This window comes from Sphingomonas pollutisoli (assembly GCF_029167165.1).
Lineage (GTDB): Bacteria > Pseudomonadota > Alphaproteobacteria > Sphingomonadales > Sphingomonadaceae > Sphingomonas > Sphingomonas pollutisoli.
In genome coordinates this window covers 506,739-522,772 of record NZ_JARFNJ010000003.1, presented here as the reverse complement: position 1 = coordinate 522,772, position 16,034 = coordinate 506,739, and the positions used below count along the sequence as shown (strand labels likewise).

The window sequence follows — 16,034 nt, the reverse complement described above, 5'->3', positions numbered from 1 at the left end:
ACTCAACCCCGCTGGGCACCGTGTCGTCGCATTAATGCAATTGTAATTGCAAATTTTGCACTTGCGAGCAGCCGTGTTGCGGCGCACAAAGAGTGTGCCTTTCAGGCATCCTCTCCTAAAACTTTCATGGCCGGTCTCGTACCGGCCTTTTTTTTTGATTTCGACTCGGCTACGCCTCCGATTGTCGTAGCCGCCGTATCGAACATAAGAACGCCCTGGGGAGGACGCCGCCGGTAAGACCGGCACCGGCGATTGCGATAGCGCGGGGGATCGAGCGAGGCGCTCTCCCCCGTGCTCGTGTTTCAGGCATACCGCATGGCCGGCGCTGCCGCTCCACATCCCACCCGTTCGTGCTGAGCGAAGTCCAAGCACGTGCCAAGTACGTGGCGTTTGGGGCACGTGCTTCGACTTCGCTCAGCACGAACGGTGGAAAAGGCTAGCGCGCCCTCTCACCCCCCGCGCAGTTCCAGCGCGCGCGCGAACACCGCTTCGAACATCTCGGCGGTCAGCCGCCCGGTGTTCTGATTGTAGCGCGAGCAGTGATAGCTATCGATCAGCACGCGCCCGTCGGGCATGCGATGCTCGGCGAGATGCGCGAACCGCGCTTTGGGGAGCCGCCCGCCGAGCACCTTGACCGCCGATTGGTGCGCGATCTGCCCCAGGGCGATGAACACGCGCGCCTTGGGCAGCACCGCCACCTGATTCTGGACGAACGGGCGGCAGGTGCGGATTTCCTCGGGGCTGGGCTTGTTCTCGGGCGGCAGGCATTTGACCGAATTGAGGATGATCGCGCCCTCCAGCCGGAGCGAATCATCGGGTCTGGCCTCGTACACGCCCGAGGCGAGGCCGAATTTGGCGAGCGTCGCGAACAGCAGGTCGCCCGCGTAATCGCCGGTGAACGGCCGCCCGGTACGGTTCGCACCGTGCTTGCCCGGCGCGAGGCCGATGATGCCGAGCCACGCATCCGGGTCGCCGAGCGCGGGCACCGGCGCATTCCACCAGCCCGGATATTCGACGCGCAGCGACTCGCGCAGCGCGACCAGACGGGGGCACAGCGGGCAATCGTGCGGCGGCTCCGTGCCGGGCAGCGGGCTTGGCGGCGGGCCGGCGGGCACCGACTCGGATGGTATGGTACTTGGGGTCAGCATCGCGTTCGCGTAGGCGGGTGCCGCCATGCCGACAAGCTATGCCCTCGCGCTCGGATCGAACCGCCGCGGCCGCCACGGCGCCCCCGCCGCCGAACTGCGCGCCGCGATCGCCGCGCTCGGCCGGCTCGGGGACGTGCGCGCGGTCGCGCCGGTGTTCGACACCGCACCGCTCGGCCCGTCGTCGCGGCGCTTCGCCAACAGCGCGGTGGTGCTCGACACCACGCTCGATCCGCCCGCCCTGCTCGCCGCGCTGAAAGCGATCGAGCGCGCGTTCGGGCGGCGGCGCGGGCGGCGCTGGGGGGCGCGGGTGATCGATCTCGATATCATCCTGTGGAGCGGCGGGCGGGTACGCCTGCCCCACCTGACCATCCCGCACCCGGCCTTCCGCGAGCGCCGCTTCGTGCTCGATCCGCTCGCGCATGTCGCCCCGCTCTGGCGCGATCCGCTTTCGGGGCGTACCATCCGCCAGATCGCCGCGCGGGCACGCGTGGTTGACCGCCGGGCCAAGCACCCCTAACGGGCGTCCTTCGGTTTGGGGGCTCGTAGCTCAGTCGGTAGAGCAACGGACTTTTAATCTGTAGGTCCCGGGTTCGAATCCCGGCGAGCCCACCACCGTCCGAACCGCCGGTTCAGCAATCCGCAAGGTTTGCACCGGCATCGGGACCATGCAGGATCGGCCCGGGAGGCTTGACGATGCTGCGACATTACATCGTATCATGGTCGTCATAGCCGGAGCCTCCCAGCCCATGCCCCTTCGAATCCTGCTGCTATGCGGCTGCGCGCTGTTCGCCACGCCCGCCTTCGCTGACGATCAGCCGGCCCCGGCCCAAGCGCCGGCGAATCAGCCAGCCGACCAGCCCAAGGACATCGTCGTGACCGGCCGGCTCGACGCCGCGCGCGCCTCGATCCAGCCGAGCCTCGGCGCGACCACCTATTCCATCTCGAACGCGACGATCCAGGCGCTGCCCGGCGGGGACAACCAGCAGCTCAACCAGATCCTGCTGCAATTGCCCGGCGTGTCGCAGGACGGCGCGGGGCAGCTCCACGTTCGCGACGACCACGCCAATCTGCAATATCGCATCAACGGGACGATCCTGCCCGAAGGCATCGCCGTGTTCGGGCAGACGCTTTCCCCCCGCCTGGTCGATCGCTTCGATCTGCGCACCGGCGCGCTGCCCGCGCAATACGGGCTGCGCACGGCGGGGATCATCGACATCACCACCAAGAGCGGCTTCCAGAACGGCGGCGAGGTTTCGCTCTACGGGGGCAGCCGCGGCACGATCGAGCCGAGCGTCGAATATGGCGGCAACACCGGCAACACCAATTATTTCGTCACCGCGAGCTATCGCCACAACGATCTCGGCATCGAATCGGTCGACGGCAGCGCGCAAGCGCTACACGACACCACCAACCAGTATCAGGGCTTCGTCTATCTCGATCACACCATCGACGACGGCAACCGCGTCTCGCTGATCGGCGGCTATTCGGACCAGCGCTTCCAGATCCCCAACCCGCGCGGGCTGCACCCCGACGGCACCTACAATGTCGGCGGCGTCACGGATTTCCTCAGCGACGATCTCGACGAACGCCAGCATGAGAAGACCGCGTTCGGCATCCTCAGCCTGCTCCACGATGCCGGGCCGGTGACGCTGCAAGGCTCGGTCTTCGCGCGCTACTCGTCGCTGCAATATACGCCCGACGTGCTCGGCGAGCTGCTGTTCAACGGCATCGCGCAGGCGGCGAAAAAGCAGGATTTCACCACCGGCGTCCAGGTGGAAGGTGTGTACCGGCTGAGCGGCGCGCATACGCTGCGCGGCGGCTTCGTCGTGACGCGCGACCACGGCACCAGCCGCACCAGCACGCAGGTCTTCCCGGTCGACGCGTCCGGCGCGCAGACCGGCCAGCCGATCGCGATCGCCGACAATGGTTCGGCGACCGAGATGACCTACAGCGTCTATCTCCAGGACGAATGGCAGCCGATCGACCACGTCACGATCAACTTCGGCGGCCGGTTCGACCATTATGACGGCTATCGCAGCGAGCAGCAGCTCAGCCCCCGCGTCAACGCGGTGTGGTCGCCGCCGGGCGGGTTCACGATCCATGCCGGCTATGCGCGCTATTTCTCGCCCGCACCCTTCGCCAACGTCGCCACCACCACGATCGCCAAGTTCGTCGGCACCAGCGGCGCGGCGCCCGGCACCTACGGCGACGTGCCGTTCGCCGAGCGGCAGGACTATTTCGACATCGGCGCCGAACAGAAGATCGGCCCAGTCACGATCGGCGTGGACGCCTATCACCGCCGCTCGCGCAACCTGCTCGACGAAGGCCAGTTCGGCGCGCCGATCATTTTGACGCCGTTCAACTACGCGCGCGGGCGGATCGACGGGATCGAGGGCAATATCAGCTACACGCATCGCGGCTGGCTGATCTACGGCAATATCGCCCACGCCAAGGCCCAGGGCACCGACATCAGCAGCGGCCAGTTCAACTTCGATCCCGCCGATCTCGCCACGATCAGCCGCCAATATATCTATCTCGACCACGACCAGACCTGGACCGGCTCGGCCGGCGCGTCGTACCGTTTCGACGACGGCATCCTGCGCGACAGCAAGCTCGCGGCGAGCATGATCTACGGGTCGGGGCTGCGCCGAGACGGCGCGGTGCCCAATGGGGGCAAGCTGCCCGGCTATGCGGTGTTCAACATCAGCGCGAGCCACAGCTTCAAGGGGCCGGGCATCGAGGTCCGCGCCGATGTGTTCAACCTGTTCGACCATGTCTATGAGATTCGCGACGGCTCGGGCGTCGGCGTCGGCGCGCCGCAATATGGCCAGCGGCGCGGGTTCTTCTTCGGGATCAGCAAGAGCATCTGACAGAGTTCCCGCACGCTCCGCTCGACGCGCGGTGTTCCGAACCGGGAACAGGTTAACCCTCAATGCGCCTTCTCAGACCCTTCGCGCGCGGGCATTCCCGGCGCCCAAGGGAGTCTTGCCGATGCGTCCTCTTCTTGCCCTCGCCACGCTCGCGCTCGCCGCGCCGGTCGCGGCCCAGAGCGGCCCGCAGCCGTTCACCGTCCAGGGCGGCCAAGGCTTCGCGCGGCTCGACGAGGCGTTGATGGCGATTCGCGGGCAGGACGCCACGATCCTGATCGCCCCCGGCACCTATCACCAATGCGCGATCCAGCAGGCCGGGCACATCACCTTCAAGGCGGCGGTGCCCGGCCGCGTTATCTTTGAGCAGACGACCTGCGAGGGCAAGGCGGCGCTGGTGCTGCGCGGCGACGGCGCGGTGGTCGATGGCATCGTCTTCCGGGGGCTGCGCGTCGGCGACGGCAACGGCGCGGGCATCCGCATCGAACGTGGCGATCTCACCGTGCGCAACGCGATGTTCCTCGACAGCCAGGAGGGCATCCTCGGCGGCGCGGGCGCGGACATGGCGATCACGATCGACCACAGCACCTTCTCGGGGCTCGGCCAGTGCGACGAAAGCCCGAGCTGCGCGCACGCGATTTATCTGGAGACGCAAGGACCGGTCACCGTCACCCATTCGCGCTTCGAGCGCGGGCGTGGCGGCCATTACGTCAAGGTGCGCGGTCCCCGCGTGACGATCGCCGACACCAGTTTCGACGATACCGCCGGGCATAAGACAAACTACATGATCGACCTGCCCAACGGCGCGACCGGCACGATCCGCGGCAACACCTTCGTCCAGGGCCGGGACAAGGAGAATTGGACCGGCTTCATCGTCATCGCCGCCGAAGCGCACGATCATAGCGCGGCGGGCCTGCGGATCGAGGGCAACACCGCCAGCCTCGCGCCGGGCGAGACGCGCAGCCCGGCCTTCGTCGCCGACTATAGCCACGAGCGCCTCGCGATCGGCGCCAACACGCTCGGCAAGGGCATACGCGCGTTCGAGACGCGCTAGGCGGCGTTACGCCGGCACGATCTCGATGATGTCGAGCATCGATTCGAAGCGGGGCGCGGGCAGCACCAGCCGCCAGCGCTTCGGCCCGATCCGCTCGATATAGCCGACCATGTCGCGCAGCCGGTCCTGCCCGTAACGGAATGGCTTGTCCTCGTCGCCATACACCATCGTGCCGAGGAAGACCGCGCGCGCGCCATCGGGGTAGAGCAGCCCGTCGGGGCGCTGCACGCCGCCGGTCTTGTGGAATTCGAGCAGCCCGCCGCCGACGACGATCTCGCAGTCGGTCGGCTCGAACGCGGTGAAATCGGCCATCGCGGTACCGTTGGCGCCGATCTTGTACACGGTGCAGCGATACGCGCCCGCCGGCGGCAGCGGATCGGTGAGCGCACGGTCGGGATCGGCGAGTTCGTGCAAGCCGTCGATCGCGGCGCCACGCCCGCCCTTGCGCGCCTTGTCGACCGCCGCCAGCCAGGTGTCGCGCCAGCCGCGCAGCCGGTTGCGATCGTCATCGGTGGCGACCAGCCGCCAGTTCCGTTCGGGCGCGACCGCGCCGGCGGGGGCGGTGCCGCCCGGCGCGGGCCGATCCTTGCCGCCGCAGCCGGCGAGCGCCGCGCAGCCGCACAAAAGCCCAACGATTGCGGCGATTCTCAAGCGATCGTCTTCCTTGTCATCGGCGCACACCTAACCACGCGCGCCGGGCGTTGCCAAGGCCGCGCGCCGGAAGCCGCTCACACCCCGGCGACGATGTCCCGCAGCGCGGCCGCGACACCGCGCGTCTCTTCCTCGGTGCCGATCGTGATGCGCAGGCCGTTCGCCAGTCCCTGGCCGGGCAGCCAGCGCACGATATAGCCGCGCTCCATCAACTGGGTGTAGGCCGTCTCGGCGGTCAGCGCGCCTTCGAACAGCACCAGCACGAAGTTCGCCTCGCTCGGCACCACGCGCAGGCTCGCCGCGCCCAGCTTCTCGATTTCTTCGGTGAGCCACGCGCGCCACACGCGATTGTGCTCGCGCGTCTTCTCGATCCAGTCATCGTCCCGCACCGCCGCGATCGCCGCCGCCTGGCCCGCGATCGTGCAGCAGAACGGCGCGCGGATGCGGTGCATTGCCGCGACCGCCTCGGCCGAGCCATAGCCCCAGCCGATCCGCTCGGCGGCGAGGCCGTGGATCTTGGAGAAGGTGCGCGTCACGATCACATTGGGGGCGGTTCGCGCCAGCTCGAGCGCGCCGTCGTCGTCCTCGGGATCGAGGAATTCGGCATAGGCCTGGTCGATCACCAGCATCACGCGGTTGGGCAGGTTGGCGTGGAGGCGCGCGATCTCCGCGCGCGAGGTGAAGGTGCCGGTCGGGTTGTTGGGGTTGGCGATGAAGACGATTCGCGTCTTGCTGGTCATGCACGCGAGGATCGCATCGACGTCGGTCGCATAATCCTTGTCGCGCGCGATCACCGGCAGCGCGCCGACCCGCCGCGTCGCGATCTCGTACACGGTGAAACCGTAGCGGACGTGGATCACCTCGTCCCCCTGCCCGGCATAGGCGCCCGCGATGAGGTGGAGAATCTCGTCCGATCCGGTACCGTAGATGATCCGGTCCGGCTCCAGATCATATTTCGCGCCGATCGCCGCGCGCAGTTCGGTCGCGCTCGCATCGGGGTAGCGTGCGAGATCGCCGCTATGCGACGCGAACGCGGCGATCGCCTTCGGGCTGGTGCCGAGCGCGTTTTCGTTCGAGGAGAGCTTGACGGCCTTCGCGCCGCCATCAACCGTCGATCGCCCCGGTATGTAGGGGGCGATCGCCATGATCCAGTCTTTGGGTTTGGGTGCCAGCATGGCTGTCGCTTAGCGCCCGCATGGCACCCGCGCTAGTCCCGAGCGCAGGTCGTGCTCAGGTGTGCTCAATCGGCACCAGAGCGGGTCATGGTTACCGTCGAATTGCCGTCCCGCGTCCGTGCCGAACGGGTGCGCGCAGGGCCGCGATGGCCTCCGCGTGCCCGGCACGGACGGGGTCGGCGCGCGCGTCGCTTACCGCTGCGGCCGCTTGCCGCGCAGCGTCGGTCGGGCGGTGTGGCGCACCGGCGCCGGCCCGTTCGCGCGGCGTGGTACGCGCGGGGCCTCCTGCGGCCCGTTGGCGAGTTGCTCGAACTGCACCCCGCCCTCGGCCTCCTCGCCCTGGGTGCGCTTGACCGAGGCGAGGAACTTGCCCGCCAGCGCGCGCGGGATCTGGAACGCCGTCTCGTTGGCGGCGATGCGGATCGCGCCGACCTCGTTCTTGGTGATGTGCCCGCGCCGGCAGATCAGCGGCAGGATCCAGCGCGGATCGGCATTCTCGCGGCGGCCGATGTCCATGCGGAACCACACCACGTCGTCGAAGCCGGCGCGATGATGCTCCTTGCCCGGCGCGCGCTCGGCCGGACCTTCGGCCAGCATCTCCTCGGGCGCGGGCATGCGTGCGCGGAACGAGCGGACCAGCGCGGCGGCGATCTCCTCCGGGGTCTTCTGTTCGAGCAATTTCGCGGCGAGCGCGCGATCGTCCTCATCGACCTCGACGGGTTCGAGAAGCTGGGTCATCAGCCGTTCGCGATCGGCCTTGCGGATGTCGTCCACGCTCGGCACCGGCAGCCATTCGACCGCGATGCGCGCGCCGCGCAACATCATCTCGACCCGGCGCTTGCGCTGATACGGCACGATCAGCACTGCGGTGCCCTTCTTGCCGGCGCGGCCGGTGCGGCCCGAGCGGTGCTGGAGCGTCTCGGCGTCGCGCGGCAGCTCGACGTGGATGACGAGCGTGACGGTCGGCAGATCGATGCCGCGCGCCGCCACGTCGGTCGCGACGCAGACGCGCGCGCGCTGGTCGCGCAGCGCCTGGAGCGCGGCATTGCGCTCGTTCTGGCTATGCTCGCCCGAAAGCGCCACCGCCGAGAAGCCGCGCTCGGTCAGCCCGGCGTGGAGATGCCGCACATTGTCACGCGTCGCGCAAAACAGGATTGCGGTCTCGGCTTCGTGGAGGCGCAGCAGGTTGACGACGGCATTCTCGATGTCGGGCGGCGCGACCGTGACCGCCTGATAGCTGATGTCGCCATGCCCGCGATCCTCGCCGACGGTGGTGATGCGCAGCGCATCCTTCTGGTAGCGCTTGGCGAGCGCGACGATCGACTTGGGCATCGTCGCCGAGAACATCAGCGTGCGGCGCGAGTCGGGGGTCGCGTCGAGGATCTGTTCGAGATCCTCGCGGAAGCCCATGTCGAGCATCTCGTCGGCCTCGTCGAGAATCGCCGCCTTGAGCTGCGACAGATCGAGCGCGCCACGTTCGATATGGTCGCGCAGGCGGCCCGGCGTACCGACGACGATATGCGCGCCGTGGCTGAGCGAGCGGCGCTCGCGCGAGGCGTCCATGCCGCCGACGCAGGTCGAGATGCGTGCGCCGGCCTTGCCGTACAGCCATTCGAGTTCGCGGCTGACCTGCAGCGCGAGTTCACGCGTCGGCGCGATGGCGAGCGCGAGCGGCGCGCGCGCCGGCGGCAGCTTGCCGTCCTCGGTCAGCAGTTGCGGCGCGATGGCGAGCCCGAACGCGACGGTTTTGCCCGAGCCGGTCTGCGCGGAAACGATCAGGTCGCGGCCTTCGGCCTCGGGCGCGATGACGGCGGCCTGGACGGGAGTCGGCGCGGCATACCCGCGTGCGGTGAGCGCTTCGCCAAGAAGCGCGGGAAGGTGGGTAAAGGGCATGATTTTCCGAATGCTGGACGCGCAAATCGCGCGATAAGCGCGGCTCCATAGCAGATATGGCGGAGAAACGCACGCCCCTAAGAAACAGTGCCTTCACCGGCGAACCGGTGCGCGGTTTTCCCGCCCCCGACCGGTCCGGTTCGGGACGAACGGTTCATCCAGCCCGGTCTTTCGCGATGTCGTTACGGAGCCATTCAGCCGCGACGCGGTTATCGTGCGGTATGGACGCAGGATCAGCCCGCCGCCCCAGCGCGCGCCAGCATTATTGGGATACGCTCCGCGCGGCGCTGATGCTGCTCGGCATCCCCTATCACAGCGCGCTCGCCTTTCAGGCGGGCGGCTGGATCGTCGCGACCCACCGGCACGCGCCGGTGCTCGATTATGTCGCGGAGGCGATCCACCTGTTCCGCATGCCGGCCTTCTTCCTGGTCGCGGGCTATTTCGCCGCGCTCAGCCTCACCAAATATCCGCCCGGCGGCTGGTTCCGCGCGCGGCTGACGCGGCTCGGCATCCCGTTCCTCGCCAGTCTCGTCACGATTATTCCGCTGCTCAACATCGGTTGCGAACTGTCCAACTTCGCACCCGCGCAGGCGCTCGAATCGTGGCGGAATCTGTCGCTCACCTCGGGCGGCTATTGGGTGCGGCATCTGTGGTTCATCATCGTGCTGCTGTATCTGTGCGGCGCGACCGCGCTGGCGGCGCGGATATGGCCGGCCCTGCGCACCGCCCCGCTCCCCGCGCGGATCGACCGCTGGACGGCGCGGCGCCCGCTCGCCACGCTCCTGCTGCTCGGCCTCGTCGTCGGGCTGTTCGAGGCGGTGACGATCGAACTGTTCTACGCCGCCCACCTCAACACCACGCTGCCGCAGGAGATTTTGCGGCTCGACGATCTGCTCGGCGCGTTGCCGTGGTTCGTGCTCGGGCTCGCGCTCCAGCGCGCGCCGGAGACGCTCGCGGCGATGGGCGAGCGGCGGGCGGGGGTGGCGGCGCTGGCGGTGGCGGCGACCGCGCTGGCGCTGGCGCTCTACGGGCATAGCTGGCCGCCGCTCTATCGCTTCGTCGGCGCCGGCGCGGCGATGCTGGTGACGCAAGTGATCCTCTCGGTCGCGCGGCAATCGTTCGATCGCGCCAGCCCGGTCACCGACCGGCTCGTGCGCGGATCGTTCGTAGTGTATCTGTTCCACGTGCCGGTGATCGTCTGGCTCGCGCTGATCGTCGATGGCGTCGGGCTGCCGCCGGAGATCGGCTTCGTGGTGGTGGCGTGCGGCACGCTCGCGGCGACGCTCGGCATCGCCGCGCTGATCGAGCGCTCGCCGGCGCTGAGCCTGCTCTACAGCGGCACGCGCGGCGCGGCGCGGCCGCGCGCACGGCGGCAGGTGATGACGGCGGTGGCGGCGGAGTAGCGCCCCGCGTCCGGTCCGGGGCGGGCGGACTATGCCGCCGCGGGTTCGTCCACCGGCAGGATCGCCGCATTCTCGCGCTTTTCGGGCCGGATGTAGATCGACGAGAGGATCGGCAGGCGCGCCTTGAGATCGGTCTCGATCGTCTCGATGATCGTCTCGGCATCGCCCATCGTCAGTGAATCCTCGAAGTCGGCGCTGATCGCGACGAACACGCTGTCGGGCGCGGTGTGGATGGTGCGGACATGGTTGACCGAGGTGATGACCGGATAGGCATCGACGATCGCGCGCACCTCGGCCACGATCGCGGGATCGGCGCCCTCGCCGATCAGCAGCCCCTTGGCCTCGCGCGCGAGCACCATCGCGATCAGCCCGAGCAACACGCCGATCAGGATCGAGGCGACGCCGTCGATGCGCGGATCGTTGAAGTGATGGCTCGCCCAGACGCCGATCGCGGCGATGACGAGGCCGGCGAGCGCCGCCGAATCCTCGAACAGCACGATGAACCCGGCCGGGTCTTTCGACCGCCGCACCGCGCTCCACCAGCCGCGTCCGCGATTGTCGGCGGCGAATCCGCGCATCGCGAGCAGCCACGATCCGCCCTCCAGCGCGAACGCGATGGCGAGCACGACATAGTTGACGAGCGGATCGCGCAGCGGCTCGGGCTCCTCGATATGGACGAGCCCCTCATACACCGACACGCCGGCGCCGACCGCGAAGATCAGGATCGCGACGACGAAGCTCCAGAAATACAGCTCGCGGCCATAGCCGAACGGATGGTCGATATCGGGCGGCCGCTTGCCGCGATGCTGCCCGTAGAGCAGCAAGATCTGGTTGAGGCTGTCGACGACCGAGTGGAACCCCTCGGTCAGCATCGACGACGACCCGCTGATCGCGGCGGCGACGAACTTGGCCACGGCGATGCCGAGATTGGCGGCAAGCGCCGCGAAGATAACGAGGTTCGATTCCCCCTGCTTGGACGACGACATGCAATTCTCCCGGGTGCAGCCTCGGCGTAGCGGGTGAACGGTTGAGGGCCAAGCGGGTGTGTGTTATAACATACGTATGAACGCGCCAACCGAACACGTCCGCAAGCTCAAGCTCATCAAGATCGGCAATTCGATGGGCGTCATCCTGCCGAAGGATGTCATTGCCGGACTGCGCGTCTCGCAGGGCGACGCGATTTATCTGAACGACGCGCCGAACGGCTATAGCATGTCGGCGACCGATCCCGATTTCCTCGCTGCGATGGAAGCCGCCGAGGACATCATGCGCGAGGATCGCGATATCCTCGCCGTGCTCGCGCGCTGATGCCGCATGATCGAACCGAAGTTCCTCAGCGCGGCGGTCGCCTACGCCGTTCATGATCGGCAGTTGGCCGAACATGGCGGGCTGGCGGGCGTCAAGGATGCCGGACTGCTCGAATCGGCGCTCGCGCGTCCCGTCAACAAACATGCGTATGGGGAGGATGATCCCTGTGCGCTGGCTGCGGCTTATGCGTTCGGGATCGCGCGCAATCATCCGTTCAACGACGGTAACAAGCGCACGGCCTGGGTGATCGCGCGACTTTTCCTCAAGCTCAATGGCGTGCAGATCGCATTCGACAAGGCCGAGGCGATCCGCATGGTGCTGGCGCTGGCGGCCGGATCGCTCGAGGAAGATGCCGTCGCCGACTGGTTCCGTGCGAGGATCATCCCCGCCTAGCCGCTTGAGCATTTCGCGCAGCGCGCTACCGAGCGTTGCCAATGTCGTTGCTTGCCGCCCATGCCCATGATCTCGCGGACCTCGCCGCGCGCGACAGGTTGCGGGGGCTGTTCCCACGCAGCGGCGTGGACTTTTCCTCGAACGATTATCTCGGCCTCGCCACGTCGGACCGTCTGCGCGGCGCCGTGATGGAGGCGCTGGCGCGCGGGGTCGCGGTCGGATCGGGCGGGTCGCGGCTGCTCCGCGGCAACGATCCCGAGCATGACGCGCTCGAAGCCGAAGCGGCGGCGTTTTTCGGGAGCGAGGCGGCGCTGTATTTTTCGAGCGGGTACGCCGCCAACGCCGCACTGCTCGGCACGCTGCCGCAGCGCGGCGACCTGGTGGTGTACGACGCGCTGATCCACGCCAGCGCGCATGAAGGGATGCGGCTCGGCCGCGCCGAGACTGTGGGCGTGCCACACAATGATCCACAGGGGTTCGACGACGTGATCGCCGCGTGGCGCGCACGGGGCGGCACCGGACGCGCGTGGATCGCGGTCGAGAGCCTGTACAGCATGGATGGAGACCAGGCGCCGCTGGACGATCTCGCCGAGGTCGCGGCGCGGCATGACGCCGTGCTGCTGATCGACGAGGCGCACGCGACCGGTGTGTTCGGCGCCAACGGACGCGGGCTCGCCGCCGCGTTCGAGGGGCGCGAGAATGTCGTCACGCTGCGGACGTGCGGCAAGGCGCTGGGCTGCGAGGGCGCGCTGGTGTGCGGTCCGCGCGTGGTCCGCGATTTCCTCGTCAATCGCGGGCGCGGCTTCATCTTCTCGACCGCGCCATCGCCGCTGATGGCGAGCGCGGTGCGCGCCGCATTGCGGATCCTCGCTGACGAACCCGAACGGCGAGACCGACTGCGCACCCTGGTGGCGCACGCTGAGGCCGCGCTCGCGCCGTGCGGCGTCACCCCGACCGGATCGCAAATCCTGCCGCTGGTGCTCGGCGACGATGCGACGACGATGCGCGTCGCGAGCGCGGTGCAGGCGGCGGGCTATGACGTACGCGGCATCCGTCCGCCGACCGTGCCGGCGGGAACGTCGCGGCTGCGCATCTCGGTGACGCTCAACGCGTGCGAAGCCGATGTCGACGGGCTTGCGCGCGCAATCGAAGGGGCGCTGGCATGAAGACGATCATCGTCACCGGTACCGATACCGACGCGGGCAAGACGGTGTTCGCCGCCGGTCTCGCGGCGGCGCTCGGCGCGGCCTATTGGAAGCCGGTGCAGGCGGGACTCGACGACGGTACCGACGCGGCGCGCGTCGCCGCGCTCGGTGTGACGCGCGTGCTGCCCGAGGCGTATCGGCTGAACACGCCCTGCTCGCCACACCGCGCCGCCGAGATCGACGGCGTGACGATCGACCCGGCGCGACTCACGCCGCCGAACGTCGAGGGCCCGCTCGTCATCGAAGGCGCGGGCGGGGTGCTGGTGCCGGTGACGCGCACGCTGCTGTTCGCCGATCTGTTCGCACGCTGGGGTCATCCGGTGGTGCTGGTCGCGCGCACCGCGCTGGGGACGATCAACCACAGCCTGCTTTCGATCGAGGCGTTGTGCGCACGCGGAGTGCCGATCCTCGGCGTCGCCTTCAACGGCGATGCCAATGAAGACAGCGAGGCGACCATCGCCGCGATCGGCGGGGTGAAGCGGCTCGGGCGGTTGCCACGGCTGGAGACACTCGATGCGGAGCGCTTGCGGGCGGCGTTCGCCGACAACTTCCGGTTGGAGGATTTCGCATGACCTTCCCTCACCCGTTCGTCCTGAGCGAAGTCGAAGGACGTGCCAAAAGCGTCGCGTCTGGGCCACGCACTTCGACTGCGCTCAGTGCGAACGGGTGGGGGCGGTGAGCGTCTCCTCCCCCTCCCCCGTCTGGCATCCGTTCACCCAGCACGGCCTCGGCGAGCCGATCCCGCTCGTCACGCACGGTGAGGGCGCGGCGCTGTACACGCAGGACGGGCGGCGGATCGTCGATGCGATCTCGTCGTGGTGGGTGACGACGCACGGGCACCGCAACCCGCGGATCATGGCGGCGATCGCCGCGCAGACGCAGACGCTCGACCAGATCATCTTCGCGGGCTGGACGCACGAACCCGCCGAGGCGCTCGCGCGCGGGCTGATCGACATGCTGCCCCCCGCGCTCACCCGTGTGTTTTATTCGGACTCGGGATCGACCAGCGTCGAGGTCGCGCTCAAGATGGCGCTCGGCTATTGGGCCAATCGCGGCGAGGCGCGGCACCGCATCCTCGTGCTCGAACATAGCTACCACGGCGATACGATCGGCGCGATGTCGGTCGGCGCGCGCGGGGTGTTCAACCAAGCCTATGCGCCGCTGCTGTTCGATGTCGGCACCATCCCCTTCCCCGCTGCGGGCCGGGAACAGGCGACGCTCGACTCGCTGGAGGCGGCATGCCGCGCGGGTGCGGCGGCGTTCATCGTCGAGCCGCTGTTGCTCGGCGCGGGCGGCATGCTGATCTACCCGCCCGGGACGCTCGCGACGATGCGCGACATCTGCGCACGGTACGGCGTGCTGTTCATCGCCGACGAGGTGATGACCGGCTGGGGCCGTACCGGCACGCTGCTCGCGTGCGAACAGGCCGGCGTGGTGCCCGACATCCTGTGCCTGTCCAAAGGCCTGACCGGCGGGGCGATCCCGCTCGCCGTCACGCTGGCGTCCGAGCCGATCTACGCCGCGCATTGCTCGCAAGACCGCGCGACGATGTTCTTCCACTCGTCGAGCTACACCGCCAACCCGATCGCCTGCGCCGCCGCGCGCGCCAATCTCGAGATCTGGCGCGACGAGCCGGTCGCGGCGCGGATCGCCGATCTATCACACCGGCAGGCCGTCCGGCTGGCGGCGCTCGATCACCCCGCGATCGGCGGCAAGCGCCAGCTCGGCACCGTCACCGCGCTCGACCTTGCCGATCCGAACGGCGGCTATCTCTCGACCTTGGGGCCGCGCCTGCTCGGCTTCTTCCGCGACCGCGACCTGCTGCTGCGCCCGCTCGGCAACACCGTCTATGTCATGCCGCCCTATTGCATCGACGATGCCGATCTCGACGCGATCTATGCCGCGATCGGCGATGCCTGCGCGATGCTCGCCGCCTGACAAAGCGATTGACCCGGCGCGCGCGCGGAGTAGCTTCGGCGCCGAGGGACGCGAAGGCGGGATGATCGACAGCCTGATCCAGTTCGAAGACGGCGCGCGCGGGGTCGCCGCGCTGATCGGCGGCTTCGCCCGGCGCATCAAGGGCGCCGCCACGCTCGCCGATCTCGCCGAACATGCGCTGGACACCGGCGTACCGCTCGCCGAGGTCGCGGAAGCGCGGCTGGGCGAGCCGCTCAACCTGCGCATGGTGCGGCTGCTCGCGCCGATCGACCTGCCCGATCCCGCGCGGCTGCATGTCAGCGACAGCGGCGCGGCGGCGGCGGGGCGCGGTTCGGGCTGGCGGTATCGCGGCGACGGGCGCTCGCTGGCCGGGCCGGGCACCGTGCTGACCGTGCCCGAATTCGCGCTCGATGGCAGCGAGCGGCCCGAGATCGCCGGGCTATATCTGATCGCGGGCGATCGCACGCCAGTGCGGATCGGCTTCGTGCTCGGCAACCGCTTCCACGATCACGCCGCGGCGCGCACGCACCGCCATTTCCCCGCGCAGCTCAGCCCGCGCCCGACCGCGCTCGGCCCCGAGGTGCGGCTGGGCGCCCTGCCGCACGAGATCATCATGACGAGCCGGTTGCTCCGCGACGGCGTGGTCGAGCGTGAACGCCGCTTCGGCGCGGGCGATGCGCACCTGCCGCACCCGATCGCAGAACTCGAACGCCGGCGTTTCGAAGGCGGCATTCTCGGCCGGCCGGGCGACGTGCTGGTGCATTTCTTCGTCGGCACAGGCGGCGACGCGGAAGACGCCGTACGCACCCAGCCCGACGACGCCTTCGAGGCCACCGCGACCGGCTTCACGCTGCCGATGCGCAACCCGATCGCCTTCGCGCCACGGGTGCGGGTGAGGGGTTAGTCGCCCCTCCCGTTCGTCCGGAGCTAAGGCTGGGCTGTCCTAGCGGCAATCCCCGAGCCTGACCCGTTCGTGCTGAGCTTGTCGAAGCACGTGCC

General features: G+C 68.8%; 15 protein-coding genes and 1 tRNA gene. 11 read left to right on the top strand and 5 right to left on the bottom strand.

All coding sequences use genetic code 11. From position 1 onward, the window contains the following. Positions 1 to 449 precede the first annotated feature (449 nt). Positions 450 to 1,148, bottom strand: coding sequence for a uracil-DNA glycosylase (locus tag PX554_RS08795; protein ID WP_275501003.1), 699 nt, complete (start codon positions 1,146 to 1,148; stop codon positions 450 to 452). A gap of 25 nt (positions 1,149 to 1,173) precedes the next feature. On the opposite strand from PX554_RS08795, the gene folK reads away from it, so the two are divergent. From folK to PX554_RS08775, 4 genes are all read left to right on the top strand, one after another. Further along, complete coding sequence (gene folK, locus PX554_RS08790) at positions 1,174 to 1,665, top strand: 2-amino-4-hydroxy-6-hydroxymethyldihydropteridine diphosphokinase (protein WP_275500769.1); 492 nt, start codon at positions 1,174 to 1,176, stop codon at positions 1,663 to 1,665. Between the two features lie 19 nt (positions 1,666 to 1,684). Then, positions 1,685 to 1,760 (top strand) — tRNA-Lys (locus tag PX554_RS08785). Between the two features lie 134 nt (positions 1,761 to 1,894). Next, positions 1,895 to 4,018: a TonB-dependent receptor gene (locus PX554_RS08780; RefSeq protein ID WP_275500766.1), complete on the top strand. Its 2,124-nt coding sequence runs from the start codon at positions 1,895 to 1,897 to the stop codon at positions 4,016 to 4,018. Positions 4,019 to 4,139: 121 nt separating this feature from the next. Then, the gene (locus PX554_RS08775) at positions 4,140 to 5,069 is read left to right on the top strand and encodes a right-handed parallel beta-helix repeat-containing protein (protein WP_275500764.1); all 930 of its coding nucleotides are present in this window, start codon (positions 4,140 to 4,142) and stop codon (positions 5,067 to 5,069) included. Between the two features lie 6 nt (positions 5,070 to 5,075). Here PX554_RS08775 and PX554_RS08770 read toward each other — a convergent pair whose 3' ends face one another. The 3 genes from PX554_RS08770 to PX554_RS08760 form a co-directional block, all read right to left on the bottom strand. Further along, the gene (locus tag PX554_RS08770; protein ID WP_275500762.1) at positions 5,076 to 5,720 is read right to left on the bottom strand and encodes a DUF4893 domain-containing protein; all 645 of its coding nucleotides are present in this window, start codon (positions 5,718 to 5,720) and stop codon (positions 5,076 to 5,078) included. A gap of 77 nt (positions 5,721 to 5,797) precedes the next feature. Beyond that, entirely contained in the window at positions 5,798 to 6,895 is a 1,098-nt protein-coding gene (gene hisC, locus PX554_RS08765; protein WP_275500760.1) for a histidinol-phosphate transaminase, read from the bottom strand. Positions 6,896 to 7,087: 192 nt separating this feature from the next. Beyond that, complete coding sequence (locus PX554_RS08760) at positions 7,088 to 8,788, bottom strand: DEAD/DEAH box helicase (protein ID WP_275500758.1); 1,701 nt, start codon at positions 8,786 to 8,788, stop codon at positions 7,088 to 7,090. A gap of 221 nt (positions 8,789 to 9,009) precedes the next feature. On the opposite strand from PX554_RS08760, the gene PX554_RS08755 reads away from it, so the two are divergent. Next, positions 9,010 to 10,191 (top strand): acyltransferase family protein, encoded by a 1,182-nt coding sequence (locus PX554_RS08755; RefSeq protein WP_275500755.1) that lies wholly within the window; start codon positions 9,010 to 9,012, stop codon positions 10,189 to 10,191. A gap of 29 nt (positions 10,192 to 10,220) precedes the next feature. On the opposite strand, the gene PX554_RS08750 is transcribed toward PX554_RS08755, so the two are convergent. Next, the gene (locus tag PX554_RS08750) at positions 10,221 to 11,177 is read right to left on the bottom strand and encodes a cation diffusion facilitator family transporter (protein ID WP_275500754.1); all 957 of its coding nucleotides are present in this window, start codon (positions 11,175 to 11,177) and stop codon (positions 10,221 to 10,223) included. Between the two features lie 76 nt (positions 11,178 to 11,253). On the opposite strand from PX554_RS08750, the gene PX554_RS08745 reads away from it, so the two are divergent. The 6 genes from PX554_RS08745 to PX554_RS08720 all read left to right on the top strand — a co-directional run bounded on the left by PX554_RS08745 (position 11,254) and on the right by PX554_RS08720 (position 15,939). After that, positions 11,254 to 11,499, top strand: a complete 246-nt coding sequence (locus tag PX554_RS08745) for an AbrB/MazE/SpoVT family DNA-binding domain-containing protein (protein ID WP_275500751.1) — start codon at positions 11,254 to 11,256, stop codon at positions 11,497 to 11,499. 6 nt (positions 11,500 to 11,505) lie between these two features. Further along, a complete protein-coding gene (locus tag PX554_RS08740) occupies positions 11,506 to 11,892 on the top strand; it encodes a type II toxin-antitoxin system death-on-curing family toxin (RefSeq protein WP_176787191.1) in 387 nt (128 codons plus the stop codon). 41 nt (positions 11,893 to 11,933) lie between these two features. After that, complete coding sequence (locus PX554_RS08735) at positions 11,934 to 13,058, top strand: 8-amino-7-oxononanoate synthase (RefSeq protein WP_275500748.1); 1,125 nt, start codon at positions 11,934 to 11,936, stop codon at positions 13,056 to 13,058. Next, positions 13,055 to 13,669 (top strand): dethiobiotin synthase, encoded by a 615-nt coding sequence (gene bioD, locus PX554_RS08730; protein WP_275500746.1) that lies wholly within the window; start codon positions 13,055 to 13,057, stop codon positions 13,667 to 13,669. Before PX554_RS08735 ends, bioD begins: the two co-directional genes overlap by 4 nt. 103 nt (positions 13,670 to 13,772) lie before the next feature. Then, positions 13,773 to 15,035 (top strand): adenosylmethionine--8-amino-7-oxononanoate transaminase, encoded by a 1,263-nt coding sequence (locus PX554_RS08725; RefSeq protein ID WP_275500742.1) that lies wholly within the window; start codon positions 13,773 to 13,775, stop codon positions 15,033 to 15,035. 61 nt (positions 15,036 to 15,096) lie between these two features. Then, the gene (locus PX554_RS08720) at positions 15,097 to 15,939 is read left to right on the top strand and encodes an FAH family protein (protein ID WP_275500740.1); all 843 of its coding nucleotides are present in this window, start codon (positions 15,097 to 15,099) and stop codon (positions 15,937 to 15,939) included. The last annotated feature ends 95 nt before the right edge of the window (positions 15,940 to 16,034 follow it).

Excerpts from the sequence above, each read along its gene's own strand:
- PX554_RS08795 (WP_275501003.1), bottom strand. The coding sequence starts at position 1,148 with ATGCTGACCCCAAGTACCATACCATCCGAGTCGGTGCCCGCCGGCCCG.
- folK (WP_275500769.1), top strand. The coding sequence starts at position 1,174 with ATGCCGACAAGCTATGCCCTCGCGCTCGGATCGAACCGCCGCGGCCGC.
- PX554_RS08780 (WP_275500766.1), top strand. The coding sequence starts at position 1,895 with ATGCCCCTTCGAATCCTGCTGCTATGCGGCTGCGCGCTGTTCGCCACG.
- PX554_RS08775 (WP_275500764.1), top strand. The coding sequence starts at position 4,140 with ATGCGTCCTCTTCTTGCCCTCGCCACGCTCGCGCTCGCCGCGCCGGTC.
- hisC (WP_275500760.1), bottom strand. The coding sequence starts at position 6,895 with ATGCTGGCACCCAAACCCAAAGACTGGATCATGGCGATCGCCCCCTAC.
- PX554_RS08760 (WP_275500758.1), bottom strand. The coding sequence starts at position 8,788 with ATGCCCTTTACCCACCTTCCCGCGCTTCTTGGCGAAGCGCTCACCGCA.
- PX554_RS08755 (WP_275500755.1), top strand. The coding sequence starts at position 9,010 with ATGGACGCAGGATCAGCCCGCCGCCCCAGCGCGCGCCAGCATTATTGG.
- PX554_RS08750 (WP_275500754.1), bottom strand. The coding sequence starts at position 11,177 with ATGTCGTCGTCCAAGCAGGGGGAATCGAACCTCGTTATCTTCGCGGCG.
- PX554_RS08745 (WP_275500751.1), top strand. The coding sequence starts at position 11,254 with ATGAACGCGCCAACCGAACACGTCCGCAAGCTCAAGCTCATCAAGATC.
- PX554_RS08740 (WP_176787191.1), top strand. The coding sequence starts at position 11,506 with ATGATCGAACCGAAGTTCCTCAGCGCGGCGGTCGCCTACGCCGTTCAT.
- PX554_RS08735 (WP_275500748.1), top strand. The coding sequence starts at position 11,934 with ATGTCGTTGCTTGCCGCCCATGCCCATGATCTCGCGGACCTCGCCGCG.
- bioD (WP_275500746.1), top strand. The coding sequence starts at position 13,055 with ATGAAGACGATCATCGTCACCGGTACCGATACCGACGCGGGCAAGACG.
- PX554_RS08720 (WP_275500740.1), top strand. The coding sequence starts at position 15,097 with ATGATCGACAGCCTGATCCAGTTCGAAGACGGCGCGCGCGGGGTCGCC.